This window comes from Virgisporangium aurantiacum, from assembly GCF_016863635.1.
Lineage (GTDB): Bacteria > Actinomycetota > Actinomycetes > Mycobacteriales > Micromonosporaceae > Virgisporangium > Virgisporangium aurantiacum.
Window position 1 is genome coordinate 228792 of sequence record NZ_BOPG01000023.1, and the last position, 25809, is coordinate 254600.

General features: G+C 67.2%; 25 protein-coding genes, 1 tRNA gene and 1 pseudogene. 12 read left to right on the forward strand and 15 right to left on the reverse strand.

Annotation, left to right across the window (positions count from 1 at the left end; genetic code table 11):
• Positions 1 to 64 precede the first annotated feature (64 nt).
• A complete protein-coding gene (locus Vau01_RS18175; RefSeq protein WP_203993944.1) occupies positions 65 to 538 on the forward strand; it encodes a DnaJ family domain-containing protein in 474 nt (157 codons plus the stop codon).
• A gap of 46 nt (positions 539 to 584) precedes the next feature.
• Here Vau01_RS18175 and Vau01_RS18180 read toward each other — a convergent pair whose 3' ends face one another.
• On the reverse strand, positions 585 to 914 hold the full coding sequence (locus tag Vau01_RS18180; protein WP_203993947.1) for a hypothetical protein: 330 nt from the start codon (positions 912 to 914) through the stop codon (positions 585 to 587).
• A gap of 220 nt (positions 915 to 1134) precedes the next feature.
• Here Vau01_RS18180 and Vau01_RS18185 point away from each other — a divergent pair.
• Positions 1135 to 1207, forward strand: a tRNA-Asn gene (locus tag Vau01_RS18185).
• Between the two features lie 545 nt (positions 1208 to 1752).
• Here Vau01_RS18185 and Vau01_RS18190 read toward each other — a convergent pair.
• From Vau01_RS18190 to Vau01_RS18250, 13 genes are all read right to left on the reverse strand, one after another.
• The gene (locus tag Vau01_RS18190; RefSeq protein WP_203993950.1) at positions 1753 to 1968 is read right to left on the reverse strand and encodes a DUF397 domain-containing protein; all 216 of its coding nucleotides are present in this window, start codon (positions 1966 to 1968) and stop codon (positions 1753 to 1755) included.
• Between the two features lie 118 nt (positions 1969 to 2086).
• Entirely contained in the window at positions 2087 to 5023 is a 2937-nt protein-coding gene (locus Vau01_RS18195) for an AfsR/SARP family transcriptional regulator (protein ID WP_203993953.1), read from the reverse strand.
• A gap of 71 nt (positions 5024 to 5094) precedes the next feature.
• Positions 5095 to 5502 carry a hypothetical protein gene (locus tag Vau01_RS18200; protein WP_203993956.1) on the reverse strand — a complete coding sequence of 136 codons (408 nt, stop codon included), beginning with the start codon at positions 5500 to 5502 and terminating at the stop codon, positions 5095 to 5097.
• The gene (locus Vau01_RS18205; protein WP_239151679.1) at positions 5499 to 5936 is read right to left on the reverse strand and encodes a TadE/TadG family type IV pilus assembly protein; all 438 of its coding nucleotides are present in this window, start codon (positions 5934 to 5936) and stop codon (positions 5499 to 5501) included. Before Vau01_RS18205 ends, Vau01_RS18200 begins: the two co-directional genes overlap by 4 nt.
• Positions 5933 to 6316, reverse strand: coding sequence for a TadE/TadG family type IV pilus assembly protein (locus Vau01_RS18210; RefSeq protein WP_239151680.1), 384 nt, complete (start codon positions 6314 to 6316; stop codon positions 5933 to 5935). Before Vau01_RS18210 ends, Vau01_RS18205 begins: the two co-directional genes overlap by 4 nt.
• A 5-nt stretch (positions 6317 to 6321) precedes the next feature.
• Positions 6322 to 6519: a hypothetical protein gene (locus tag Vau01_RS18215; RefSeq protein ID WP_203993959.1), complete on the reverse strand. Its 198-nt coding sequence runs from the start codon at positions 6517 to 6519 to the stop codon at positions 6322 to 6324.
• Positions 6520 to 6541: 22 nt separating this feature from the next.
• Positions 6542 to 7381, reverse strand: a complete 840-nt coding sequence (locus Vau01_RS18220) for a type II secretion system F family protein (RefSeq protein WP_203993962.1) — start codon at positions 7379 to 7381, stop codon at positions 6542 to 6544.
• Positions 7378 to 8241, reverse strand: coding sequence for a type II secretion system F family protein (locus tag Vau01_RS18225; RefSeq protein ID WP_203993965.1), 864 nt, complete (start codon positions 8239 to 8241; stop codon positions 7378 to 7380). Before Vau01_RS18225 ends, Vau01_RS18220 begins: the two co-directional genes overlap by 4 nt.
• Positions 8238 to 9680: a TadA family conjugal transfer-associated ATPase gene (locus tag Vau01_RS18230; RefSeq protein WP_203993968.1), complete on the reverse strand. Its 1443-nt coding sequence runs from the start codon at positions 9678 to 9680 to the stop codon at positions 8238 to 8240. Before Vau01_RS18230 ends, Vau01_RS18225 begins: the two co-directional genes overlap by 4 nt.
• Positions 9667 to 10458, reverse strand: coding sequence for a CpaE/TadZ family protein (locus tag Vau01_RS18235; RefSeq protein ID WP_203993971.1), 792 nt, complete (start codon positions 10456 to 10458; stop codon positions 9667 to 9669). The genes Vau01_RS18230 and Vau01_RS18235 overlap by 14 nt, the downstream gene beginning before the upstream one ends.
• A complete protein-coding gene (locus Vau01_RS18240) occupies positions 10458 to 11114 on the reverse strand; it encodes an SAF domain-containing protein (protein WP_203993973.1) in 657 nt (218 codons plus the stop codon). Before Vau01_RS18240 ends, Vau01_RS18235 begins: the two co-directional genes overlap by 1 nt.
• Positions 11111 to 11992, reverse strand: a complete 882-nt coding sequence (locus Vau01_RS18245; RefSeq protein WP_203993975.1) for a hypothetical protein — start codon at positions 11990 to 11992, stop codon at positions 11111 to 11113. The genes Vau01_RS18240 and Vau01_RS18245 overlap by 4 nt, the downstream gene beginning before the upstream one ends.
• Positions 11986 to 12504, reverse strand: coding sequence for a hypothetical protein (locus tag Vau01_RS18250; protein WP_203993977.1), 519 nt, complete (start codon positions 12502 to 12504; stop codon positions 11986 to 11988). Before Vau01_RS18250 ends, Vau01_RS18245 begins: the two co-directional genes overlap by 7 nt.
• An 84-nt stretch (positions 12505 to 12588) precedes the next feature.
• On the opposite strand from Vau01_RS18250, the gene Vau01_RS18255 reads away from it, so the two are divergent.
• The 10 genes from Vau01_RS18255 to Vau01_RS18300 all read left to right on the forward strand — a co-directional run bounded on the left by Vau01_RS18255 (position 12589) and on the right by Vau01_RS18300 (position 23456).
• On the forward strand, positions 12589 to 13278 hold the full coding sequence (locus tag Vau01_RS18255) for a prepilin peptidase (RefSeq protein ID WP_203993979.1): 690 nt from the start codon (positions 12589 to 12591) through the stop codon (positions 13276 to 13278).
• A 58-nt stretch (positions 13279 to 13336) separates the two neighbouring features.
• Entirely contained in the window at positions 13337 to 16234 is a 2898-nt protein-coding gene (locus tag Vau01_RS18260; RefSeq protein ID WP_203993980.1) for an AfsR/SARP family transcriptional regulator, read from the forward strand.
• Positions 16235 to 16819: 585 nt separating this feature from the next.
• Positions 16820 to 18235, forward strand: a complete 1416-nt coding sequence (locus tag Vau01_RS18265; RefSeq protein ID WP_203993982.1) for an NsdA family TPR-like regulatory protein — start codon at positions 16820 to 16822, stop codon at positions 18233 to 18235.
• A 15-nt stretch (positions 18236 to 18250) separates the two neighbouring features.
• A complete protein-coding gene (locus tag Vau01_RS18270) occupies positions 18251 to 19207 on the forward strand; it encodes an FAD-dependent oxidoreductase (RefSeq protein ID WP_203993984.1) in 957 nt (318 codons plus the stop codon).
• Between the two features lie 119 nt (positions 19208 to 19326).
• Positions 19327 to 19626 (forward strand): hypothetical protein, encoded by a 300-nt coding sequence (locus tag Vau01_RS18275; RefSeq protein ID WP_203993986.1) that lies wholly within the window; start codon positions 19327 to 19329, stop codon positions 19624 to 19626.
• A 253-nt stretch (positions 19627 to 19879) separates the two neighbouring features.
• Positions 19880 to 20104 carry a hypothetical protein gene (locus Vau01_RS18280; protein WP_203993988.1) on the forward strand — a complete coding sequence of 75 codons (225 nt, stop codon included), beginning with the start codon at positions 19880 to 19882 and terminating at the stop codon, positions 20102 to 20104.
• Positions 20101 to 20316, forward strand: a complete 216-nt coding sequence (locus Vau01_RS18285) for a hypothetical protein (protein WP_203993990.1) — start codon at positions 20101 to 20103, stop codon at positions 20314 to 20316. Before Vau01_RS18280 ends, Vau01_RS18285 begins: the two co-directional genes overlap by 4 nt.
• Positions 20317 to 21018 carry a hypothetical protein gene (locus Vau01_RS18290; RefSeq protein ID WP_203993992.1) on the forward strand — a complete coding sequence of 234 codons (702 nt, stop codon included), beginning with the start codon at positions 20317 to 20319 and terminating at the stop codon, positions 21016 to 21018.
• Positions 21015 to 21830, forward strand: coding sequence for a helix-turn-helix domain-containing protein (locus Vau01_RS18295; RefSeq protein WP_203993994.1), 816 nt, complete (start codon positions 21015 to 21017; stop codon positions 21828 to 21830). Before Vau01_RS18290 ends, Vau01_RS18295 begins: the two co-directional genes overlap by 4 nt.
• A gap of 597 nt (positions 21831 to 22427) precedes the next feature.
• Positions 22428 to 23456 carry a tyrosine-type recombinase/integrase gene (locus Vau01_RS18300; protein WP_203993997.1) on the forward strand — a complete coding sequence of 343 codons (1029 nt, stop codon included), beginning with the start codon at positions 22428 to 22430 and terminating at the stop codon, positions 23454 to 23456.
• A 2083-nt stretch (positions 23457 to 25539) separates the two neighbouring features.
• Here the strand turns inward: Vau01_RS18300 and Vau01_RS65030 are convergent.
• A pseudogene (locus Vau01_RS65030) lies at positions 25540 to 25758 on the reverse strand (transposase); the annotation flags it as partial.
• Between the last annotated feature and the right edge of the window lie 51 nt (positions 25759 to 25809).

Consider the following 25809-nt stretch of genomic DNA (forward strand, 5'->3'; position numbering starts at 1 on the left):
GCGAGGGCATCAGCAAGCAGAGCCCTCCCGGTCAGGGCGGGTCACCACGAAGTGGGGAGCCGTCATGACCGAGCGACGACCGGCCGGAGTCAACTTCGAAACCTGGATCGACCGGCAGATCCGCGACGCCGCCGAACGCGGCGAGTTCGACAACCTGCCGGGTGCCGGCAAGCCGCTGCCCGGCGCCGGCCGCCAGGACGACGAGAACTGGTGGCTCAACAGCTACCTGCGCCGCGAGGGCGTCACCGGCGACGCGCTGCTGCCGCCCGCCGTCATGCTGCGCCGCGAGGCCGACGAGCTTCCCGACGTGGTCCGGCTGATGTCGTCCGAGGCAGACGTCCGCGCCGCGGTCGCCGACCTGAACCGGCGCATCGTCGAATGCATGCGCCAGCCGTCCGAGCTACGGATCAGCGTGCGGCCGGTGAACGTCGAGCAGATCGTGGCGGGCTGGCGCGCCGCCCGCCCGTCCCCGGCACCCCGGCGAGAACCCGAGCCCCCGTCGCGTCGCCGCCGCCGTTTTTGGTGGCGGCGGACATGACTAACGGCGGGCCGGAAGACCGGCCCGCCGTTTCGTCGAGGTGTTCCTAGTAGCTCGTACCCGAGTTGCTCGAGTTCGAACTCGGACGAGTGACGCCCGACCCCGTCGTAGCCAGGGTCGTGTCGCTCTCCGAGGTGCCGAGCAGGGTCTGGCCGACCTTCGTCTCGGCGAGCTTGGAGTTGCTGAGCTTCTCCTTGCCCGTCGTCGCCAGCTTGCTGGCCTGTTCCTGGACCACTCCGCGGGCCTCCTGGACCGTGGGGTGCTCCCGGACCTTACGGGCCGTTGCCACAATCTCTTCGTACTTCTCGCGACCGGCCCGGGCGCCGAGAACGAATCCCGCGGCCAGTCCGCCGAGGAACCACAGCTTGCCGCGCATGCGACCTCCTTCTTCAGGCGACGCGAGTCGCCGTTAGTCACGCGAACGGACGTGTTGCGTCGTCTGTCCGTGCATACCCGTACATGGTGCCGGTGACACCTGGTTCCCGGGGCTGAATGCCGACAAACGTGCGGGCCGGCGCGTCGGCGATAACCCCTGTGCTTGGGGCCGGCCACATCATGTACTCTAGTCCGGTCGCCCACGCTGCGGTGTGGTCCGATCCCCCATAGCTCAATTGGCAGAGCAGCCGGCTGTTAACCGGCAGGTTTTTGGTTCGAGTCCAAATGGGGGAGCTTTGACCAGGGGAAACGTCTCGTTGATCTTGTCAGGTCTGAGCCAACCCACATTTTACCCACACTTTATTCGTGAGCCGCATCTCAGCTGGCCGAGTAGCCTCGGTGATGATCTTCAATGCCCCAGGCGCCTAGCGGCGGGCGAGATGAATTTGGCGCCCCCTTCTGAGTGACCTCACCGAGGCCGACCCGAGATGCGCGAGGTCGCCACCAGTTCGCGATCGACCGGGGCAAGGGGCCGCCACAGCGGCGGTCGCCCGGCGATCCCCCATGGGTGAGCCCATCCGATCAGATCGAACCGATGCACGAGTTTCGGAAGGTCGGCGACCGGCGCCACTCGCGCCGACCCCGCACTCGATGGCCGATCAACCGATTCACCTTGGCGGCCCACGTGATCGCACGCTGACACACGAACATGATCAGCAGGCGAAGGTACATACTGGTTGAACCGGACGAGAGGTACAACTCAGACCGCCGATCGAACGCCGACGTCGAATCACCGGTAGGGCCGCCGGTGTTCCTCACCACGGGAGAGTGAGGATCGATCACTCCCCCGCCGTCACGAGGTCATCGAATTCGGCCCTGCGAGCCCCATCCAGGAACGCCGCGAACTCGCGGACGGTAAACCGGAGGATGTGCCCGCCGGGATCCTTGGAGTCTCGAACGCCGACGGTATTGCCGACCCGTGCGATCTCGACACAGGCGCCGCTGTTCTGGGTCTTGACGCTCTTACGCCAGATGGCGTCGGTGAAGTCGTCCATTCCAATTCTCCCCTGCTACCTTCGAACGTTTGTACCCAGTCGCGCGCCTCAGTGCAATCGCCGGCTGAGGATCCCGCGTCCATCACCTTGACGATCGGCGACACAACCAAGATCCGCGTCACGACGCGCGGCCGGGGTTTCCCACGTAGTGAGGTGCCACCTCGCACAGAACCTGGTACGTCTCGCTGTCCAGGTCCTCCGGCACCTCAGCTTCCCGCGCATCGATCAGGTCTGCCACGACCTGCTCGAGTTCGGCCGAGTTCCCCTCCGCCGCGGCAACACGCAGCATGTCCCGCCAAGTGATGTCGCTGGTCCGGTACGGATCCGCCTTCCACGCCTGCTCGACCGCCCACCGAGCGCCGGCGGTGTCCCCGCCTGCCAGACACAGTTCGGTCAGGCGGTGGGCGGCGTCGACGACGGCGGACGTGAGGTGGTGTGGCTGGATGTCCGAGGTCGGCAGCCACGTGTACGGGTTGCGCGCCACCGACGAGAACGCGATGTCGGCGTCCGCCAGCGGGGCGCCTCTGACCATCCCGAGCGCCACCCGGAGGTCACTCATCCCCGCCGGCCCCCGGTTGTCGCTGCGCTCGCGCAACCGCCGGAACAGATCCCAATCGAGCAGGAACCCGTCCCGCAGGCGGTACCGCCGATCGGTCGTCGCCTCCGGCAGCCACGGCTCGCCGTCGGATGCGGATCCGAGCCAACGCCGGGTCCGCGTCATCGCCGACCTCCGCGTGGTGACCTTCACCGTCTGGCCCGGCCACAACGCTTCGTCGAGTTGGTCGCTCAGAACGCCACGGGCACCACGGGTCACGAGGTAGACCACAATCTCGGTGTAGAAGCGTGGCCGGTCGGCGGGCGCGGTTCCAGTGGCCTCGACGGTGGCCGGACCGAGGATCGAGATCCGGGGCCGAGGTATCGCGGGGTCGACCCAGTCGCGCAGGTCCCGGTCGAGCGTCGGGTCGCTCTGCTGGCGGGACGCGGTGCGCGGCACCGTTTTCGAGACCGGCACCACGATCACGGGGACGGCAGACGCCGCATCGGCCACCGCTCCACGCTGGATCTTCTCGTTCTCCGTACTCTGGGCCTGCCTCAGCAGGCCGGCGATGGCGCCCAGCTCGCTCCGCGACAGGCTGGCCGCGTCCAGGGCGTCCTCGGTGTCGGCCAGACCGAGAAAGTCGATGCTGAGGCGGCCGTTCCCGTCGATGTGAACCGGCCAGCGACCGATGGTCTCGGTGCTGGTCGTCACGACGGCGACCGTACATCGGCCGGCGCTGTCGAGTTCCTTGTCGAATCGTTGCAACGTCACGAGGTCTGCCGTGCTCGGGTTCTTCACGAGGTACACCTGGGGCATCCAGGCGTCGGCGACGATGTCCTCGATCCGTCCGACGAACGGGTCGGTACCGACGCGGTCCATCGAGGCCACGGACTGTTCCACACGGCGCCGGGCGCGGTCGATCGCGGCCTGTGTACTGGCGGCGGCGGTGACGCGATCGGTGTTGAGCGCGATGAGGTCGGCGGTCTCGTCGGCGTCGAACCCGGCGACGATGACGTCGACGTGGTCGCTCCAGGTGTTGCAGGCCAGCTCCCCGGCGAGGTACCGCAGCAGGTTCTCCGCCCGCCGAGCGTCGCCGGTTACGGTGACCAGGCCGAGGCGTTCCAGGTCGAGCAGCAGGTGCATGCCCGGCCGGGATCCGACCGCGGCGACCGTGGGCAGCGGCGCAAGGTGTCCGTTGACGTCTGGGAGTTCCGCGTCGGCGGAGAGCGTCCAGGTGAACCGCTCGTTCTGCCACGGCGGCGGCGGATCGGGCGCCGGTCGGGTCAGCAGCGTGTGAACGGTGTCCGCTTCCATCCAGACGCCGATGACGTCGGGCAGTGTCTGGTCGTCCCGGTCGGCAAGTCCGGCGGACAGCGCGCGGAGGGCCTGGTCAAGGCGCTCGACGGCGACGGGCTGGGCAACGACCCGCATGGTGGTCTCGATTCTCGGCTCGGCCGGGTCGGGGATTCGTCCGCCGACCGGGCGACGTTCCTGGAGCCGCCTCCGGCGGCGCCGCAGTAGGGCAAGCGTGAGCGCCGCGAACAGGCCTGCGCCCATCAGCGGAACGCCGAACAGAATCAGCTGATCCAGCACGCTGTCGTCGCCGTCGACGTCATCCGTCGGGGCGGGCTGGGCGGGAGTCGCAGGCGCAGCCGATCCGACCGGCGGCGTGGGTTCCGTTGACGCGGGAGGCGCAGGTTGAGTCGGATCAACAGCTGTCGGGGGTGGCGGGGCCGCCCGCTCACCGAGCACCGTTCCGGTGGCATTTCGATGTGGTCCCCGATCCGTCGCGTCCGGCGGCAACTGCAGCCGCTGGCCGGCCCTGATCCGATCGGGATCGCCGATCCCATTTGTCTCGGCGAGTTCCCGGTACCGTTCAGGTTCCCCGGTGAACCGGTCGGCGATTTCGGCCAGTCGGTCGCCGCGAGCGACCACATAGGCCAGTTGTCCGGCCGGACTTGCCGCTTCGACCGCGCCCGCCGCGTGTGGACGGGCGCCTCGATCGACCGCGTCAGTCGGTAGAACAAGCCGCTGGCCGGCGGCGATTCGGTCCGGATCCGAGAGGCCGTTGAGGCGTCCGAGTTCGTGGTATCGGCCCGCATCACCGAGGTACCGGACCGCAATGTCTGCGAGCCGATCGTCGGGCGCAACCACGTACACCTGCCCGCTCGCGGCTGCGGCAAAGGCAGTGGCCGCCGGGCCGGCGCGCGTCACCGAAGCGGTCGCCACGGCAGGTGCCGCCGCCCCGATCACGATCGCCGCCACCAGCGCGGCTGCCAACCGCTGTTGCGGCCCCAACCCGACCAATCGCAGCGCGGGACGCCGCCGGATCGTCGCGGGAATCTCGACCAGTACCGACAGTACGAAGGACGCCCACGCGACCCAGGCAACGATTGTCAGCGTCCGCAGGAACAGCTCGCCGGTGTCCCGCGCCATCACCGCATCGGCCACCTCGTCCATCGTGGGGACCTGGCCCGGCAGGGGGTTGCCGGCCACAGCGGCCAGTGCCGTCGGCACGCCGGCAACGATCGCCACCAAGCCCGCTGCCGCGGCGAAAGCGCTCGAGATCCGCCGGACGTTCGCGGCCCTCATCCCGTCACCAGATGCGCGGTCGCGCTGCCGGTCACCGTCACCCGGTCGATGCCGATCAGCCCGAGCATCAAGGTGTCGGACGTCGCCGTCACGGTGACGACCAGTGTCACCTCGTCCTCGACACGTACCGTCCCCGCAGCCCCGGCCGCGTCCAGATACTGCTGTGCGGCGGCCACCGCTCGGTCGGGGTCGAGCGTCTTCTCCCCTCCGGTCACCGCCTGCGGCAATACGATCGCCTGCCCACCGGCGCGGGCCGCCTCACCCGCAATGTGGTCGGCATGCTGGGCTGCCCGGAGCCTGCCAGCCCCATCCGCCGACAGGCCGATGACCACGAGGACGCCGAGCAGCGCGATCGCGAGGAACACGCTGATCCGACCCTCGTCCGAGCGCAGACGGACGGTCATGCCGACCCTCCCCGACTGCGGTACCGGTCGAGCGGAGAGGTGAACGAGGCGGTCAGGGTCCGTGTGCCCGGTACTCCCGGCATTGCCACGTCCGCGAACGAGACCTCGCAGATGACCCGGACCCCGACCGATGCCGGTTGACCCACCGGTACGCCGAACCCTTTGACGTCGACGGTCACCGTGAGTTCAATGCAGCCAAGGCCCTGCCGCGCCAAGGTTTGCGTGGCCGCATCGACCGCGCGCTCCTCGGCAACCGCCTGCGTACGGGACAGCGAAGCCGCACGGGCCGCGTCGTGCGCAGCGAGGTCAACCGCGCTCTGCGCGACGGCCTGCCGACCGACGACCACCGCGAGCGCGACGAGCACGAGGAACAACGGCATCAGGACCGCCAGCTCCACGGACACCGAGCCCTCGTCGCGGCAGCGGCCGGTCACGGCCGTTCCTCGCTGCTGAACCGCTCGACCCGACCGTGCGCCGTCTGCGAAACGTCGAACGCCAGCAGGAACCGGAGACTGCGCCCGGTCACCGTGGCCGACACGTCGTCGCCATCGCGCACGACCGTCACCTTCGGGCCGACCAGCCAGTCCCCCGCGCCGTCGAGAAACCGTCCGGCGCGGGCCTGGCCCGTGCCGGACGGCGCGTTGTACGCGCGCTCCGCGGTCACCGCCTCCTGCGCGGCGGCCATCGCGACGTTGCGGGCCAGGAACCAGGCCGCGATCTGGATGCTGGCGAACAACAGCAGGAGCACCACCGGGAACAGGATCGCGAGTTCGACCGCCGCCGACCCGCGATCCGACTCGGCTCGACGGATCACGCGTCTCACTGCGACGCCGGTCCGCCGGGCACGGTGGCCATGAAACCGTTGGCTCGCGCCACCGCCCAGGCAACGACGGCGGCGGCGAGGATCGCCAGCCCGGCGATGATGATCGCCGTGGGGACCGGGTTGTCACCGCGGTCCCTTTCGGCCCTGATCTCGTGGATCCGCGTCGCGACCGCTGCCGCAATTCGATTGACCATGAGTTCTCTCCATCCGTTGTGGTCACAGTCGAGTCATGAACGGGTAGAGCACGAAGGCGACGAGGACGAACACGAGCGCCGCGCCGGGAACGTCGAGCCGACCGGTCACCGCCTCCGCCCGGGCCAGGGCGTCGGTTCGGAGCTGGTCGCGCAGGCTGTCCGCCTGTTGACGCAAGGTGTCCTGTACCTGAGCGCCCTCGGTGCCGGAGGACTGCATGGTGGCCCCGACGTCGCCAAGCTCCGGAACGCCTATCCGGTCTGCCGTCTCCCGTAGCTCCTGCCACGGCAACCGGAGCTGCAGTTGCGCGCGCAGCAGTGCGTCGCGGATCCGATCGAACACCCAGCCGTCGCACACCGTCGCGGCCCGTTCCAATGCCTCGACCGGACCATGCGCGGCCGACAGCTGCAACGCGACCAGGTCGAGGTAGATGCAGACCGCACGGACGAATTCGCGCCGCGCCCGCGCGGCCCGGACGCTCACGTCGCGACGTGCGATCAGCACGGACAGAGCCGCGCACAACGGGCCGGTGAACACGGGGATGATGACGTCAACCTCTGCGCCCAGGAAGGCCATTGCCACGGCTATCAGAGACGGAAGGGCCAATCCGAAGAGTCCGTAGCAGAGCAGCGTGACGGCGTAACGTTCCGGGCTTTGACCCAGGAGGTTGAGTTCGTGCACGGGTGGATGAACGAACCCCGCGAGCCGAGCCAGCACCGGCCGCCGGGCCTCGGAGGGGTGGTGGAGCCGACGCAGCGCGGACATAAGTGGTGGTGCGGCGGGTAGGACCTCGCGCAACGCAACGAATCCGCCGACCCCCGCGACTGCACCGCCGGCCACAGCGGCGGCCAGGTGCCATGTCATCGCGAGCTCCGCGTGCCGTCGAAGGCCCGGACCGGCGGCGGGGGTTCGCTCATTCGGCGCACCCACAGCAGCAGCGCTGCGAACACCGCAATCAGTACCGCCAGCGCCACCTGGCCGCTCGCCGTCGTGTACGGGCGCATGTACTCGGCGCGGGTGATGCCGTACCCGAACGTCACCAGCGTCATGCCGGTCAGAAATCGGACGGCGAACCGTGGCTGGGTGCGTTTCGCATCGACCTCCCGTCGGGTGGCCACCTCGGCGACGGCGGCGTTGGCGATGGAGTTCAGTACGTCGCCAAGGTGTTCACCGCGGTCGGTGATGTTCAGGATCAGCGCCGCGACGACCTGGTCGCAGACCGGATCGTGGATGCCGTCCGCGAACTGCCGTAGCGCGTCTCTCGGCCGCCACCCGGCGTCCAGGTGGGCGGCCAGCGTTCGAACCTCGTCCGAGATCGGGACCGGCGCGGTTGCGGTGCTCGCGGTGATTGCCTGCTGTAGCCCGGCTCCCGTGGCGGAGATGTCCTTCAGCCGGCGTGTCCACTCCCCCACCGCTTCGACGCGGGCGATCGCCTGCCGCTCACGCCGACCGACGGTCAGCAGCCACGGCGCTCCGGGAACGGCGGCGGCGATGACGATCCCAGCCACCGGCATACCGGTCAGCAACCATCCTGTGCATCCCGCGACAGCCGCCACGCTGAGCATCGCGCGGCGACGCCTGATCTCGGCTGCTCTCGCCATCCAGCGCCGCAACCGCGGTGCCGGACGCGATGGGCGCGTGGTACCGACGAGCGCGACGACGCCGAGCACCACGCCGGACACTGCGAATGCTCCGCCGAGCTGCGCCAGAACGGTCAGGTTCATGACGCCTGCCTCAATACGCTGGCCCTGCGTCGTTGCCAGCCTCCGTGCCCGGCCGCGATCCAGGCCGACAGCTGCCGCGCGTCGTAACCGACCCGCAGAAGCGCTTCGCGGAGCCGGTAAGGCAGGTGACGCGGTATCGCGCGGCCATCGGGACCGGGTCCGAACAACTGCGTCGTCGCGATCCGGCCGTCCCCGGCCCCGTCGACCTCCTCGATGTGGGAGACGAACCGGTGCTTGCGCCCACCGATCGCCGTCTCGTCCTCGACGGTGACGTACACGATCAGATCCAGGGCGTTGCCAGCCATCCGCCGGGCCAGTTCGACGGTCATGTCGCGGCCATGAGCCAGGGCCAGCTCGATGATCCGTTCCGGGACAGCGGACGGGTGCCGGGCGTGGATCGTGCACATCGAACCACGGCTGGTCGTCATCGCCTGGAGCATCGGGATGATCTCGCGCGACCGGACCTCGCCGACGATGATGCGCAGCACGCCCATCCGCAGCGACAGCGGCACAAGATCGGCGATGGTGACCTCGCCGGCCGGCTTCCCGTCCAACCCGCGTTCACCGTGGCCCTCGCGCGCCTCGAAACTGATCGCCGCCGAGTGTCTCGTGCCGGTGTGCAGGCCGAGTTCCCGACTCTCTTCCAGTACCACGAACGGCTCGTTCGCCGGTATCTCGGCCGCCAGTGCCCGAAGAAGGGTGGTCTTGCCGGCTCCGGCCAGGCCGGCGACCATGATATTGAGACCGCCGGCCATCGCGGACCGGAGCAGATCCCTGATCAGCGGATCGATCATCTCGTCGATACCGACGCGGCTGCCCGTGAGGTCGTCGAGCGTGACGTCGATCGTGTGATGCCGGCGGATGACCGCGACGGGACGGTGCGATACCTGAAAGACCGCCGCGAGCCGGCTCCCGTCCGGCAGTTGCAGGTCGAGCGTCGGGCGGCTGGTGGACAAGGACCGCTCCGTCGAACCGGCCCGGCGCGCCAGCGCCTGCAGCATCTCGACAAGATCCGCATCGGTGGCCGCGATCGGTGCGCCCCAGCTCACAGTGCCGTCGCGATGGGTGATCCGGACCCGGTCGCACCCCAGGATGTGGATTTCCTCGATCGCCGGATCGGCGATCAGCGCCCGAAGTGGACCGAGGTCCGCCAGATCAGCGGCGACGGCGTCGGCAAGTGCCGCCTCGTCCGCCCGGGACACCGGCTCACCCGACCGGCGTCGCATCTCGACGTTCTCCGAGACGAGTTCCGCCACCAGTCGCTGACACTCGCGCCGACGCCCGTCATCGGAGACGCCGTCCTGCTCCCGGATCCAGGCGGTGAGCCGCTCGCTGACCCGGTGCCGCAACAGTTTGACCGTGTCGTGGTCGATTCCTGAGTGCTCGGCGCCCGACCGCGGGACGATCTGCGGGCTGAACACCGGTTCAAATCGGGCCACTGCGCACCACCTGTGGCACGAACCGTTGCGGCACCTGTTGCCGACGACGGCCGATCGCCGCCCGAACCGGAGCTTCCGCCCCCGCTGCCGCCCGTAGCAGCGTGGACCGGGCACGGATGACGCCGCCGTTCGCCAGCGCGGCTGCGGCGTGGCGATCCCACGGGACCGTTGCGACAACGGGAATTCCGAGTCCTCGCGCGATCTCGCCAGGGCTGTAGGGACCGTCACCGATCACGAGCAGTCCACCTTCGTTCGTCAGTTCCCGTGACAGCCGGGTGACGGTGGGGACGGCTGTCGCGATCGACGTCAGGAAGGGACGGACGGCGAGTAACACGGTGTCCGCCGAGCGCAGCAGTGGCCACGGCACATGCTCGGCGGCCAGCCGTCCACAATCGACGATCACGTCGCAGGCGCGGTCACCGTACTCAAGGTCCGCGAAGAACCCCGCCAGCCGTTCCCAGACCGGTGCGAGCGTCCCGGCCTGCACGGGATCGGTCAGCCCCGGCAACAGAAGTCGCCGGCCGTGCGGCGGCGCCATGTCGATGAGCTGGCGCGGAAACTCGGCGGCGAGCGCGTCGCTTCGTAGTTCCGCGATCGCCAGCGGCAGCAGTCCCCGATCGGCCGGAAGCTGTGACCGGAGGAAGCCGGCAAGCACGGTCCCGCCGGACGGGTCGCATTCGGCGAGAACCGTGCTCCGCCCCCAGGTCAACGTCCAGGCGAGAGCCGCGGTGGTGACGCCGGGCGAGCCCTTCGCCGACGCGACAGCGATGACCGCCATCACCCACCTACCCTGAGCACGATGGTGAGCCGGCTCTGCGCGGCGAGCGTGACGACTGCGGTTGCGTCCCGTTCCGCGACGGCGACATGGACCACCCAACCGTCGACGCCGGTTCCGCCCCGCCCGCTCAGGTCGACCACGGTTGCGTCGAAACGGAGCACAGGCGCCGCCGAGGCGTTGGCGGCCTCCGGCGGTGTGCTGACGAGCTGAACCCGGTCGCCGGGATGCAGGGTGCGGGCCGGCATCCGGTTCGCCGGAAGGCCCACGCCCACCTGTCGCTGATCCGGCCGTACCAGCGCTTCGTCGGTGATCTGAGCCGCGGTGAGCAGCGTTCCGGGAACCAGGGTGACGGCCGCCCGCTTGCCCACCGCGTCCCGGATGTTCTTTGCCTTGATGGGCAGGAGCCCCGGCGCGACGGTGATCTGGACGGTCCTGAGATCGGAAGTGGAGATGGTTGCGCCGGCGGCCACCGCACGGGAGACGGCGAGACAGCTCTGGATCCGGGTCGCGGTCAGGAACGCGAAGCCCGACAACAAGCCGCCCAGGGCCATCAGGCAGACGGCCAGGGCGAGTGCATTCCACCTGGTGCGACGCTGCCCGAGCGTTCGCGGTGGTGTGAGCGGGCCGGGCGGCACGAGCGCCGATGTCGGTGTCATGACGTGACCACCTGCAACTCCTCGACGGCGAGCGTCGTCGCTGACTCGCGGGTGGTGTCGATGACGCCCGACTCGCCACCGCCGGCCCAATTCACCCGCCAGTACGTGACGGCGGAGATGCGGTAAACGCCGGCCGGCCGGATACGGCTGGGTTGGTGGTACACATACCCACAAGTCGGCGAAGGCTGATCGGCGTACCTGGACTCGTACGGCGTGCCCGGGTTCGCGCATGTCACGGTCGCACCGTCGCCCATCGACCAGACGATCCGGACGGCCAAACCGGTGATCGTGACGGTGAGGGCGCCCGCGGTGGCCGAGGCAGCGATCGGTCCCCACGTGTTGGGTGTAACCGCCGTCCAAAGCCAGATCGGTAGACCGACGAGCCCGGCGCTGCCAGCCCCCGGGGCGGTGCCGATCGCGGCACCGTCCAGGCGGATCTTTGCCAACGCTTCCCGGGCGAGCTCCTCGGGCGTCGGCCCGACTCCACCCGGAGGAAGTAGCGACCACTCGGCCTCGTATCGGATCAGCGTTCCGCCGTAGATGCCGCATGTGCGCTGATACCAGGCTCCTTCTCCGCCGTGTGGATCCGGATCGGGAGCGGGAATCTGGCGGGCGTAACAGCCACCACCGACGTACGAACCGAAGTCGTCGAGTTCGCAGGGAACTGCCTCGCCCTCGAAGACGCACGGGCCGCCACCGCCGGATCCTCCTTCACCGCCGCCTGCGCTCCCACCGCCGGGCGCGCCCGGAAGATCGCCGGCCACCGAGCACATCGGGCTGTCCGGCGGGCAACTGCCACCCGGTGGGTTGGCGACCGCCCGCGTACCGGCAAGCAGGAGAACGACAACAAGGGCTACGGCGAGCTGACGGGTCAGCATGGCTCACCGGAATTGGTCGCCTTGCAGATCCGCCAGCCCTGACCCGCGACGTAGACGGCTTCGTAGGAAGCCAGTATCCGCAACTCATAACTCGGAGCCGGAACCGGCGAGTTGTTCCTGCGGTAGACCAACCGGTAGTTCGTGTTATCGGTGCAGGCTCGCACGACCGCGGTCGGCGGTTCGGCATCCGCTCTCAGGTCAGTGACCTTCGGGTCAACCGGCACGGAGGTGCCGGCGTAGTAGACACCCTTCTGACGATTGCTGTGGATCATGGCCGCGATCTCGGAGAGCAGAGGATCGACGAGGTAGGCGCTGAGATCCTTCGAGGGAGTTTCGGTTCCCGACTCGTTGGCTATCCGCAGTGCTTCCTTGTACCCGTACAGGGCAGCAAGGATCTCCCGGGCGGTGGTTGAGGCCTCCGCCGACGCGGTCATGCCCGACGGCTGCTTCTCTGAGTCGACATCACGGCCGCAGCCGACCGCGGCGATGAGGACCAAGAGCCCGAGAACCAACGCCTTGAAAATACAGTTTTCATATGTATTGTCGGCTTCGTGAATAGGTGGGTAGCCCCGATCGCGTGGGCATTCATCACGCCGTTGCTTCGCGCCGCCGTCGCCACCCACTCGGTCCCTTCCGACTCGCCGTGGCGGCGATCCTGCGACGGTTGCCGTGCGTCGCTCGACATCCGCGATCCATCGATGGCCTTCTCGCCTGTCGGCCGATGCGGATCCTGCGGCCTGAAGGTCGGCGCCCCGCCATACCTCGTCGAGGCGGCGACGCTCGTGGCGGCCTTCGTTGTAGTGCTGGTTCGGCCGTCGCACCTTGAGGCGCTCGCCGTCGCATGGTGGGCCGGCACGTCGATCGTGCTGGCGTTCGTCGACGCGGCCGTTCATCGTCTGCCAAACCGGCTCACCTATCCGGCCGCCAGCGGTGTCGTCACGTTGCTCGGCCTCTCGGCCGTGGTTGAGCACCACACCGCCTCCGGCCTGGCACGTGGAGTGGTAGCCGGAACCGGACTGGCCGCCGGTTTCACGGCCCTGACGCTGGCCCTCGGCAGACACGGCCCAGGGCTCGGCGACGCCAAGTTGATGCTCGGCACCGGGATCCTGCTGGGTTGGCTCGGCTGGACCACCGTCCTTACGGGACTCGCCTTTGCGCTCGTCGCGCAGGGACTCTGGGCGACGGCTCTCGTCGTCGCCAAACGAGCCGGGGACGGCGCCCACCTTCCGATGGGGCCGTTCCTGATCGTCGGCGCCGCCGTTGGTGCCGTCCTTACCTCGTGTTGATCTGCTGTCAGGCATTCGTCGCCGCTCCAACGACTCGCTCGACTGGGTTCAGCGAACGATGTCGGACGGCGACTACCAAACCTTTACCAACAGCACAGCCGAGATCTCCGAGCGGTCGCAGCTTGCGATCACCCTGTTACCATTCGCGATGGTCGATCAGCTCTCGGGGCGAGCGGAAGGACGTCGACGCGTGGAGATCCGCGTTCTTGGGCCGCTCGAAGTGGCCCACCGCGGACTCCCTGTGCAGATACCCCGACGGCAATCGCGGATCCTCCTCGGCATCCTCGCGCTCGACGCGAATCGGCCCGTGCAGGTGGACCGGCTGATCGATCTGCTCTGGGGTACCGAACCGCCGGAGAACGCGCGGACGATTGTCCAGATCAGGATCTCCCAGATCAGATCGATCCTCTGTCCTGACGACGCGCATGGTCTCGACGTCCGCCTCGAGCCGCGAGCGGGCGGCTACGTCCTCGAAGCCGCCCCAGACTCCGTCGATGTCCTCCGCTTCCGCGACCTCCTCCGGCGAGGCGCCGCCGCACCGGCCGATCGGATCCGTGCCGCGCTCGCTTTGTGGCGTGGACCGCTGCTCGGCAGAGACGCCATGCCGGAGATCACCGCCAGCTACGGCCAAGCCTTGGAAGCGGAGCGGCTGACGGCCATCGAGCACCTGCTCGACATCGAGATGAGGTCAGGCGACTCCGGCCGGGTCGTTGACGAGTTTCTGCCGATCGTCCTCGACAACTTCGTCCGCGAGCCGCTCGTCGCCCGATTCCTCCGCGCGTTGCACCAGGCGGGCCGCACTGCGGAAGCGCTCAAGCTGTACGACCAGTGCAGACGCTGGCTGGCCAGCGAGTTTGGCAGCGATCCCAGCAAGGAACTGCATGACGCCTACCGCGAGATCCTGGCGCAGACCTCGCAGGAGCCGACAGCGGTCAGCTTCCGGCCGGCGATGCCCAAACTGCTCCCGGCAAACGTCAACGACTTCACCGGACGGATCTCCGAAGTCACCTGGATAGCGGATCGCCTACTACCGGACGGTCGCAGCGGCGCCGCGCTCATCGCGATCGCCGGCCCCGGGGGCGTCGGGAAGACAGCCCTCGCCATCCACGTAGCGCACCTTGCCCGCGCCCGGTTCCCCGACGGCCAGCTCTATGTCGACCTCCACGGCGCCGACGACCATCCGGCTTCAGCGCGAGACGTCCTCGGCCGGTTCCTCCGAGCGCTGGGCGTCGACGGCTCCGCTATCCCGGAAGGACAGGACGAACGGGCGGAGCTGTACCGGAGCCTTCTCGCCGATCGACGGGTACTGGTCCTCCTCGACAACGCCCGCTCCGACTCACAGGTCGCGCCCCTTCTCCCAGCAGAGCCGCTCTGCGCCGCCCTGATCACCAGCAGGTCCCGACTCGGCGCCACGCTCGGCGCCGCGACCCTGGACCTCGACGTGCTCGACACGGTCGACGCGACGGCGCTCCTTCAGCGGATCGTCGGCACGGCCCGGACGTCGGCTACGGACGGCGCCACTGCCGTGTTGTGCGACCTTGTCGGCAGGCTCCCCCTGGCGGTACGGATCGTGGGAGCGAAGCTCGCCGGCAAGCCGCACTGGACCGTCGACCGGATCACCAACGACCTCCGTGATGAAGACGCGCGGCTCGACCACCTCGTCCACGATCACCTCGACGTCCGCGCCACGATCTCGGTCAGCTACGCCGGCCTGGAACCGGACGCGCAGCGTGCCATTCGGATTCTGAGCGATCTTCCCGACCGAATCGCCGGCTGGCAGGCCGCGGCCGCCCTCGGCATCGCTCCGACCGACGCAGACCTCGTCCTCGATCAACTCGTCGACGCCTACCTCTTGGACGTGGCGGGCGCAGACTCGACCGGCACAGTCCTGTATCACTTGCATGATCTCGTGAGACTGTTCGCCGCCGAACGCGCCCGGATCGAAGATCCATCGATTCTGCGGCGCGCATACCGCGAACGAGCGCACACGGCTCTGTTGGCCGGTCTGCAAGCCGCCTGTCGAGCCGCCAACGACGGCGACCACATGGTCATCCGCGGCGACCAGGTGGCATCTGTGGTCGACAGCCTGCAGACCTTGGTCCAGAGACAGCCCTTGGCCTGGTTCGACAGCGTGCGCCCTGGAATCCTGCCCTCGCTGCGCCAGGCTCAACGCGACGGCAACGTCGGCCTCTGCTGGGAAATCGCAGTCGTCTCGTCCGATCTGCTCGCGCTCCAGCGATCGTTCGACGAGCGGCAGCTCGTGCTCGACATCGGCATGTCGGAGGCAGGCGCCACCGGTGACGTCGTTGGACAGGCCGCGGTCCTGCTTGCACTCGGCAAACTGCGTGCTGACCAGTTCCTGGCTGACGAGGCGCTCGGATGCTTCGAACGCTCGTTGTCCCTGTTCGAGTCAGCCGAGCATCAGCATGGCATCGGTGTGTCGATGGCCTACGTCGCGATGGCGCACCGATTCCTGGGCCGCAACGACGAGGCTCTGGAGTACTGCGAGCGGGCACTCACCCGTCTCACCGATCTGGAGGAGCCCGGGGGGCGGGCGCACCTGTTGCGTAGCATCGGCCAGATTCATCTGGCCAAGGCGGACTTCGCGATTGCCGATGACTACTTCGAGGGGGCACTTGGCCTGTGTGCCGAGTTCGGTCCATTCCGTCGGATCGAGGCTCAGACTCAGTTTTGGCAGGGCAACCTGCGCCTCAAGCAGGACCGGGTCGATGAGGCACAGGCGCTGTTCACCCGCGTGTTCGACGCGTGTCGTGAAATCGGCGACGTGACCGGTATGTGCCAGGCGCTACGGGGGCTCAGCCGGTGCCTTGTCGTCCGGAACAGCCCGGAGCGTGCACGCGAGATTCTGCTACAGGCGCTTGAGTTGGCCGAGCAGCCGAGATCGACGATGCTTTCGAGATCAATCCGGCAGGATCTCGACAGCCTGGGCGGTTGACGCCACCGCGCCCGACACGGGCCTCGGGTGACTATTCGTCGCCTCCGCCGCTCCCGCAGCAGTCATCGAACTGCTCAGGGTTCTCAACCTCGGCGGGGAGTCGTGATCCTCGACTTCCAGGGCACCGCCGGCTACGCCGACGGACTGCGCCGCGCCGGCACCGAAGCGGTGCGTCCGTCCACCCGCTACTGGTCGATGCTTCCACCGGTTCGAGTGGTCGCCCTCAATACATCTGCCTCCGCCCCTGCTGCACGCACCGGCGAGGCCAGAGAGCCGGACCAGCCCGAACTGCGCCGTCTCCGGGCCAGGCCACTGCCCGGCCATTCAACGGCGCGATCACGCCATTCCGATACCGCAGAGTTCCTGATTCCACCGCTCAACCCGATCGGATGCTGCGACAAGAACGACGTGCCCGCTGGCGCAGCCCTACGGCGGTACACCAGCGGGGCCTCCAGTACCTCTGCTACTACCAGCCGCGAGGAGTCCTCGCTTCCGTCAACTCTGTCAACTTCCGAGTTTCGTCGATGGGTACTGACACGAACGCGGACGCCGCCGGTACCGTCAAACTCCGGAGGGAGGGCGTCAATGACGATCAGTGGCAATCGTGCCCTTGCTGCCCACCTTGTGGAAGCTGGCCTCGGACCGCGAAAGCTTGCCCGCGAGATCAACCGAATCTTCGGAGCGGGGACTCTGGCAGAGACTGCGCCGTATCACTGGCGGGACTCCGGTCGAGTACCCCGTGCTCCGTTGCCGCGGCTTGCCGCGTACGTGATCTCACGCCGGATCGGACGGGTCGTCACCGTCCAGGACCTTTGGCCCGGTCACTCCGACCCCCTGGACGGCACGCTGGTTCTGCCGGCCAGCGCTGGCCTGGACGGACCGTGGAGCTTCGCAGACACCATGCAGGTGGCCGAGGACTGGCTACTGGGAGGACTCGTGGATCGCAGACTGTTCCTGTCGGTGTCGGGCGCGGCGCTGGCTGGGGCTGTGCGTGTGTACCTCTCCGCCCAGGCCGGTCCCGCATCTATAGGCGTGCCCACGGCATCCGCTGACGATCCACTCGTCGATCAGATCGAGGCGAGCATTCCGGCGCTGCAAGCGCTCGATGATGAACATGGCGGCGCGGCCGGGCTCACCTATGTCGGCGCGCAGGTACGGGCAACGTTGCTGCTCCTGCGCGACGGGGGTCATACCGACCGGACCACCCGCAGACTCCTCGTCGTCCTCGCAGATCTTGCTCAACTTGCCGGATGGAAGTCCCACGACGCGGCGCAGCCAGGGCTGGCCCAGCGCTACTACTTCACCGGACTGCGCGCCGCCCACGACGCGGGCTATCGCAGCATGGAGGCGCACATCCTTGCCGATCTGGCTTTCCAATCGGCCTCGGCCGGGGACTCATCCGACGGTGTGATGCTCGGAGAGGCCGCGCGACGCACGGCTGAGCACTCCACCGGGAACGTCCAGGCCTCGGTCCAGTCCCGGCTCGCGTACGCGTACGCCGCCGCCGGACGCGTAGAGGACTGTGAGCGGACGTGGGCCGCCGCCCATGCTCAACTCGCCAGCGGGCGACGCGAAGGCGAACCCGACTGGATGTACTACCTGACCCCGAACCATCTGGACTGCCAGGCCGGCTACGCGATGATCCGAGCTGGACGTCACCTGCTCGCGTCCGGCAGTGCGGCACGCGGACGCGCAACGCTCCGCAAAGGCGAGGCGCTCCTTCGCACCGGAGCGCACGCTCGCCCAGTGGATGCGCCCAATCAGCGCCGCGCCCTATACGAAGGAGCCTGGCTCGCGCTCGGTTACACCGCACACCGAAAACTCGACGAGGCCTGCGCGGTCACCCGGATGGCCCTCCCCCGCCTCGACGCGGTCCGATCTCCACGTAGCACCGCGCTATTGCGCGAACTTGCGGGTGAGCTCCGCAAGCGCAAGCGGAACCAGACGGTCTCGGAGCTGCTGCCCGATCTGGACAACGCACTCGCCCGACACGGCGGCTGACGATACCGTCGGACCGTGCCCCGCTCCCTGACCGACGTTGTCGTGATCGGCGCAGGTGTCAGTGGCCTGACGACCGCTATTCGCCTTGCGGAGGCCGGTAGACGGGTCAGCGTCTGGACAGCCGACGAGCCCCTTGCCACGACGTCGATGGCCGCCGGCGCGATGTGGGGGCCATATCTCGTCGAACCACTAGACCGCGTCCAGGCATGGAGCGCGGAGACTCTCCACGAACTGCGCCACCTCGCCGACGAGCCGGGAACGGGCGTCCGACTCGTCGCGGGCGTCGAGGCCTCCCGAGAGCCCGTCAAGCCTCCCGACTGGGGCTCTCAACTCGACCAGTTTCGCATGTGCGCCCCTGTCGAATTGCCGAACGGCTTCGCGACCGGATGGCGATTCGTCGCACCACTCGTCGACATGCCGGTGTACCTGACATATCTCCAACGCCGGCTTCGCGCCGCAGGCGCCGAAATCTGCTTGCGTCGGATCGGCTCACTCGCCGAGGCGGCGTCCGCCGCACCGGTCGTCGTCAACTGCGCCGGGATCGGCGCTCACGACCTGGTTCCGGATCCCGAGTTGTTCCCCGTGCGGGGCCACCTGGTCGTCGTCGAAAATCCCGGCATTACCGAGTTCTTCTCCGAGGACACAGGGTCATCACCGGATCTACTCCACTACGCGCCCCACGGCAACACCGTGGTGGTGGGCGGAACCGCTGAGCCACGACAATGGACCCGCGAACCGGACCCATCCATCGCGACCGCGATCATCACCCGATGCGCCACGGTAGAGCCTCGGCTGCGCCACGCCCGCGTCATCGGCCATCGGGTGGGGCTACGCCCCACACGCCCGCGGGTTCGCGTTGAAGCTGACCGCGTCGGCCATGCCGTGGTCGTCCACAACTATGGACATGGCGGTGCCGGAGTCACTCTCTCGTGGGGCTGCGCGAGCGAGGTCACGACGCTCGCCGTTGCATGAGAAGCCATTTCTGACATGCAGACCGTGTGGATCAAGTTGACAGTGTTGACGCCGCCGTTCCCTCCACGATGAGTGTGCAGGACGTTTTGCTGTAGACAACAGCACTCACGGAGGCACCCATGACCACGCCCGAGGCCACATCGACCACACTCTCGCCGCGGCAGCGGACCACACCTCGACCGCTACTCAACGTCTCCCAGCTACGTGAGCAACTGGAACGCATCGAGCGCCACGGCGGCGGCCATTGGGAGATCGACCTCACCCCCGATGAGGGCGAGATTCCCAGGACCGCGTCCGACCAACCCGATGTAGCCTTCGAACTCCGCCGCTACGGCATCACGTCGGTCACCGCGCTCGGCGACGGCAGCCAGAATTTTGTCCTCCTCCGGTTCGCAGCTGTGCCTCTTGACGGCCACTGAAGCCACCCGTCGCGCGGTTTCGCCGCGCTCTGACGGGCGTCCGGGCATCTCCTGAATCCACTAGCTCGCCGCTCTTCACTGGCTGGGTAACTCGCCATCGCTGCCCCGTTCGACCTCTCCAACCGCTTCGTCCGGTGGACCGAGCCGACACGGGTCACCTGCGACCGGTGTGAGAAGGACAGGCACCGCGCCATCCCGGTGTTCCCTGCACCCTCCGACGCCCGTAACCGACCGAGCAGTTGCGGAGGTCGCCATGATCCTGCCGATCGAGGTGGGCGACACCATCACCATCAAGGAAGCCGACCGCTACCTCGGCTACGGCGACGTGACACTGCGGATCACCCAACTCCCGCCGGACCACCTACCCACCGGCAGCGACTGGATCCAGGTGACCGGCATCGAGATCGCCTGGGACGGCGAGCAGGTGGGCGAACGAACGGCGCTCGTCCGCACGGCTGCGCTGAGGCCACCGCCATGAGTGGGGTGTACGTCACCGGCGAGTTGGCCGTGCACCTCGAACGGGCGCAAGAGCTCATCTACCGCCACCTCACGGCCTGCGCCTTGTGCGCGACCGACCGGCACTGCTACGAGCGCAGCCTCGCTGAAGGTCTGTTCGCCCGTTACGGCCTGCTGCCACGTCGAACGCCCGGCCTGACCAGACGACCACCACGAAGCGATTGGGACGCCTGAGTGACCGACGAGCAGTTGCCGCACGGCTTCACCATCACCGAACTGGACGCTACGGCCGCAAAGGCGGCACACACCTCGCCGTGGCGGCAGGTGGCGTTCCGGCAACGCGTCGACATCGCCCAGTTCGCCATCCTCGAACTCCTCTACGCCGCCGACGATCGGCCCGGCTTCTGGATTCTGGTCAAGGCCGGCCAGCGCGCCATCCACTCCTACGCGGTCAAGGAACTGCACCACCGCGGCCTGATCGCCCGGACCGGCGCACCCGGCGGTGTACCGATCACCCGGTACTGGACGTACTGGCAGGCCCTCGCCGCAGCCACCGAGTCACACGAAGACCGCATCGTCGAAGCCGTCGCCGTCCACCAGATCCTCTCCACCCTGCGACCGGCGTACCTGCGGGTCATCCGCGCCCTCGCCGACCACGACGACTACAGCCTCGCGGCAGAGTCATTGAACAAGGCCCGGCACGGCTTCATCACCACCTTGTACATCGCCCGGCGGTTGTGCCGGGAGCTGTGGCACGAACATGAGACGCCGTCGCAAATCTGGGGCCACGACCACCGCAGCGCACGCACCCGACGAGAAGGTCACGGCTCCAAGAGCATCACCGTCACCACCGTTCGCCGCCGGCGCTCAAGCCGCCGCCGCGCCTCACAACAGCCGTCAACGTCTCACCTCTCTGACAGCGAGGACGACATGTGACCGTCCTCCAGCGACAGCTCGGACGACGGCTACGACAGCTCCGGGAAACAGCCCGCAAGACCGACCACGACGTCGAACAATCAGGCCTGGCATCCAGGGCCAAACTGTGGCGCATCGAAACCGGCCACCAACAGCTCAAGCCCGACGACGTCCGGGGCCTGTGCCTGCTCTACGGCGCCGACCACGCGACGACCAACCTGCTCGCCCGATGGACGCAAACCTGCAAACAACCAGGCTGGTGGGAGGACTTCGACCAGGCGACGTCCGTCAGCGACAGGCTTTACGCCGGCCTCGAACCGATCGCCGATCACCTCTACATCTACGAACTCGGACAGGTACCCGAACTGCTGCAAACCCCCGACTACACCCGATCCCTCTACCTGGCCGTCAAACCCCACGCCACCCAGGCAGCCGTCCGCGACCACCTCAAGCACCAGCAGGAACGCCAGGCCCTGCTGACCGAGCGGACCCCGCCCATGCGGCTGACCGCCGTTCTCAACGAGAACGCACTCACCCGACCTGTCGGCGACCCCGATGTCATGCGCGAGCAGATCCGGCAACTTTCCGCACTCACCGACCGCGTCCACATCGACATCCGATACCTGCCCTGGACAGCCGGCGCCCACCCAGCCATGTCCGCCGGCGGGTTCACCATCCTGGACTTCACCGACCCCGACGACCCCGACGTCGTCTACGCCGAGACCCTCACAGGGGCCCGCTACTGCGAACTTCCCGCCGACCTCGCCGAGTACCGCCGGATCTTTACCACCACCTATGCAGTGAGCGTCCCGATCAGCGACTGCCGCCTCTGATCGGGACATTCGCCATCCAGTCGTCAGGGATCTCTGTGCACATGCGCCAGGTCCTGGCTGCCGGAGCGTGGTGTGCAGGTGAATCGCGACGTCCCGCCCGGCCGTTGAGCCCACCTCGCCGATACGCATAAGCCGGCAAACTAGGTCGAGCTCGACCAAGCAGACGGGCACATACATGCGGATCGCGAACCACCACTCGGATCGGCGCGATGTCAGCGTCACCCAGAGCCCTCGGCTGGGCACGGGCCGGCGGCCAGTCCCCAACTATCTCCCGCATGGGCACGAGGACGGCTTGGGTGACGGACACGTCGTCGATGCCCGTCGCGTGCGTCACCGCTTCGTGCGTCGCGTTGCAGTCTGAGAGCTCACCAGCGGATTAAGAGAATAAACTGGGCTATATCGGCGCGGGTTGGTTGGTGCCAGTTCAGGCCGGTTCCTGCCCGATCGTGGGGGTGGCCAGCGCAAACCCCGGCCACGGCCTGTCGTACGGTGTCGGGCCGTACCAGAACCGTCGATCACCCCTGGATCACCCATGGATCACCCACCCGACCACCGCTCGCCCTGCCGACACGGCCACCATCGTCGGGCCGCCGCCCGATGACGGCCCGACGCAGCCGGGTCACCTTCCCGGAGTACGCCGACCGGTGGCGGGCATCGCGGGAGTTCACTTGGGAGATCGAGACCCGCCGCCGCATCCCCGGCAATATCACCCACCACCTGAACCCGGCATTCCCGGGCCCAATCCGTGCGATCACCACCACCGACGTCCTCGAGTGGATCTCCCGGCGGCTCGCCGGACCGCCGGCAACGCCGCGATCGTCGATGAAGCTGTACTACGACCTGTTCCGCACGATCATGAACGGCGCCGAGATCGACGGTCTCATTCGAGTCAACCCGTGCCGCGCGATCAAGACCGCTGCCGCATTCCGCGGACTGAACGGCGCACCGCGATGGATACCGACCGAAGGCCAGGTACTCGACCTGTTCGAGGTGGTACCGAAGCGGTACCACGCCGCGCTGTGGCTCGGCGCCGGGCAAGGCTGCCGCATCGGCGAAGTCCTCGCCATCGAGGACTCCCCCACCTGCATCGACCTGAACCGCGGCGAACTCCACGTCCCGGCAGCAGCTGCAGTACGACACCCGCGACCACGGCGGATTCTTCCTCAAGGAGCCCAAGGGCGGCTCCGCTGGCACCATCGCCCTCAATTAGCCGCAGGAGGCGCTCTGGCCCAACACCTGTCCTACTACGGCGTCCGCGAAGTCGGCCTCGTAGACGCCACCGAGCGCGAACCGCGCCGGCGGATCGCGAAGCTGCTGTTTACCGACCAACGCGGCAGACCGTTCCATGACCGTCGCTGGTCAGAGCACTGGACCCGGTGGCGCGACGCCGCCCGATGGCCGGTCAAGCATGGCACCTTTCACGCCCTCCGCCACTTCTGCGCCACCACCATGCTCACCAACGGCGTCGACCCGCAACACGTCCAGCGAACACTCCGCCACTCCAACCTTCAACACACCCTGAGCACCTACGTCCAATGGCTCCCCCGCAGCGAACGACCAATCAATGTTGTTAGTACGGCCCTCCGCCTCGCCCTCCCCAGCGCCACAACCACCCCGACACCCTGAGTGCCAGGTATGACCTCGCCGTCTGGCGAGGCAACGCTGGGAACCTGTAGAAGCGGCGGCAGCCCTGGACCAGGTGCTCGCACCCTCCAAGGATCTGCGTTCAGTCGGTTGATCAAATGCCAACTAGGTATGTCAACTTCCGTCAGGGCAGCATTCCATACCGATCCACCACTGGTAACCACCCGTAAACTTTTGGAGCTATCCGGCAAATTTTGATCTTCCCCGGCAATGCCCTACAGCACAGAAGTTGCAAAATTGCGATGACAGGAATGCCCTAATTGAGCACCTGGATTCGGCAATCTGGCTCTCGTGTAGCCATGGAAACCCAGGCTGATGAGGTACGCCAATACACGAGAAGCATTCATGATTTGCGGCACCAGCAACAGACGGCCGCGACTGAATCAGTTGACGACTTGCCAGCTGAGCTGCAAGTTCTCCGGCTGACCCCGGTAAGTGGCGGAGACTTGTGATGTCCGGCGATTCCCTAGACACCTCGGCTCCGCCGATCTAACTACGACGATGGCCTCGGTCATTCGTAGCAGGTTGGCGTGCCATGTTGCCAATCGCCAACTCGAATCACCCTCGCCATCTCTTGACACAATTTGTCAAATACTCCCCGTAACGGCTCTTGGCGCCGTCATCGTGCCCGAACATAATTTCGAGGGACCCACAGGAACGCGCACAAACAAGGAGCCTCGCCACAACGCCAACCCAGCCTCTATTCGGCACTGCACCGAGAGTTTGTCGTGCCAGACCGCGGCTACTGGCGGTTCGACTCCTGAATTGCGGCTGTCGGTAGGTGCGTACCGCGAAACAGACCGTGTTCTATTGAGTGTCACGTCCGCCCGAACAGAAATCCGAGGTACAGCGAAGAGAATCTCTTGAGATCGTAACGCCCCTGAAGTCGGTCGAGTGACCGCACTGACCAACTGGTAAACGTTGGCAGCAATCTGTTGCTGAATCCGATGGGAAGCGACACCTCTAAGTCTTACGATGCCAGCAGGCTCGATCTGAAGATCGGCATTTCTCCCGGAGAATGGAGAATCATGGCGCCAGTTATCAGTTAGCAATTGGAAGGCATCAGTAGGATCCTTGACGCCGCCCCCTAGGCAAGGGCGGAGAGGTTGAGTCAAGGCATTCGCTCGCTTTCACCGCTTCAAACAGACTTCTGTTATTTCAGCCGACATCTCTCAAAGCCCTCATGGGCGCCAAGAGCACGAGAAAGGCATGACGGAGTGTCAACGAGCAATGGGCGCGGCCGGAAGGTCGCCGGCAAGCAGCATAAGAGAAGAAGTTCGAATAGGACGTCGCCCGATCACAGGAGATCGGGGAGAGGTTGCAAACGCAGCAATCAAACTCCGGCGTCTAACGTACCGACGCGACCGGCACGGGGTCCTCGACCGCGCGGGTGCCGCAGACATCCAAAAAGCGTTTGCCTCCACTCGCTGTGCGCGAGCGAAATTCGCGCCTTAAGACGAGCGTACGGACAGTCGGTCCCAGTGGATTCGGAGTCAATGACGCTGGAGACTATCCGCCAGCACGGTGACAGGCGGAGCACCCGCAGGTCCCGCCGACGCGAGCGCTTGTCGCGCCTCAGTCACGCCCAATTGATTCAATACGTGCTGGCCGTTGCCGCCGTCATTACGGCGATGGCCTCTCTCATGAACGCGCGCTGACCGTATCCGACTCAACGTCAATTATGGCTCCCAGTACGGCGAAACACAACGGCACCCAGGTAGGCGCCTGGGTGCCGTTGCCCTCCAGCCGACATCTCTCATGCTCGACGGAGCGTCGTACTGGCTACCTCGCATCCAGTACGCCGACTGTGATCTTCAGTTAACAGAAGGGAAACTGAGGGCTCGAACGTCACTCAGTCTAGACACCTCCGCCGCGCATGTCTCCGTCCGATCATCACAAGACAAGGATTTGCCTGAGGACATGAACCTCGGTTGGCCAGCCACTCAAAATGTTGGGCCGTATGCACTTAAGTTGCGACCGAAGGTCGCAGGTATCTGTGTCCGGGCCACGATGGTGTTCGACTTGGGGACGTCTCGTAACCTCGGTAGTGGGGATGCGGCCCGTCCACGCGGTCCGACCGCGGCCGGATCAGCACCTGCACGGCAGATCCCGAAGCAGCCACGCCAGTCGTGGCCCGTCGTAGCGAGCCTCAGCGACGACGAGGATTTCCGAGTCGCCGGTCTGCCACTGCCCGGCTGTGACCAGCCGCTTTGAGGAGCTGACGCAGCTGGACGGCGGTGACCGTCGCTGCGTCAGTAGCGTCCGGGGGCAGGCGTTGTACGTCCGGCCGGGGGGCCGCCTACGACGACCAGCTGGGCTTCAACGCGGCGATCAC

Coding starts and splice junctions, on each gene's coding strand:
- Vau01_RS18175 (WP_203993944.1), top strand. CDS start 65: ATGACCGAGCGACGACCGGCCGGAGTCAACTTCGAAACCTGGATCGAC.
- Vau01_RS18180 (WP_203993947.1), bottom strand. CDS start 914: ATGCGCGGCAAGCTGTGGTTCCTCGGCGGACTGGCCGCGGGATTCGTT.
- Vau01_RS18190 (WP_203993950.1), bottom strand. CDS start 1,968: ATGGACGACTTCACCGACGCCATCTGGCGTAAGAGCGTCAAGACCCAG.
- Vau01_RS18200 (WP_203993956.1), bottom strand. CDS start 5,502: ATGACCGTCCGTCTGCGCTCGGACGAGGGTCGGATCAGCGTGTTCCTC.
- Vau01_RS18215 (WP_203993959.1), bottom strand. CDS start 6,519: ATGGTCAATCGAATTGCGGCAGCGGTCGCGACGCGGATCCACGAGATC.
- Vau01_RS18220 (WP_203993962.1), bottom strand. CDS start 7,381: ATGACATGGCACCTGGCCGCCGCTGTGGCCGGCGGTGCAGTCGCGGGG.
- Vau01_RS18225 (WP_203993965.1), bottom strand. CDS start 8,241: ATGAACCTGACCGTTCTGGCGCAGCTCGGCGGAGCATTCGCAGTGTCC.
- Vau01_RS18235 (WP_203993971.1), bottom strand. CDS start 10,458: ATGGCGGTCATCGCTGTCGCGTCGGCGAAGGGCTCGCCCGGCGTCACC.
- Vau01_RS18240 (WP_203993973.1), bottom strand. CDS start 11,114: ATGACACCGACATCGGCGCTCGTGCCGCCCGGCCCGCTCACACCACCG.
- Vau01_RS18245 (WP_203993975.1), bottom strand. CDS start 11,992: ATGCTGACCCGTCAGCTCGCCGTAGCCCTTGTTGTCGTTCTCCTGCTT.
- Vau01_RS18260 (WP_203993980.1), top strand. CDS start 13,337: ATGTCGGACGGCGACTACCAAACCTTTACCAACAGCACAGCCGAGATC.
- Vau01_RS18265 (WP_203993982.1), top strand. CDS start 16,820: ATGACGATCAGTGGCAATCGTGCCCTTGCTGCCCACCTTGTGGAAGCT.
- Vau01_RS18275 (WP_203993986.1), top strand. CDS start 19,327: ATGACCACGCCCGAGGCCACATCGACCACACTCTCGCCGCGGCAGCGG.
- Vau01_RS18280 (WP_203993988.1), top strand. CDS start 19,880: ATGATCCTGCCGATCGAGGTGGGCGACACCATCACCATCAAGGAAGCC.
- Vau01_RS18285 (WP_203993990.1), top strand. CDS start 20,101: ATGAGTGGGGTGTACGTCACCGGCGAGTTGGCCGTGCACCTCGAACGG.
- Vau01_RS18300 (WP_203993997.1), top strand. CDS start 22,428: ATGACGGCCCGACGCAGCCGGGTCACCTTCCCGGAGTACGCCGACCGG.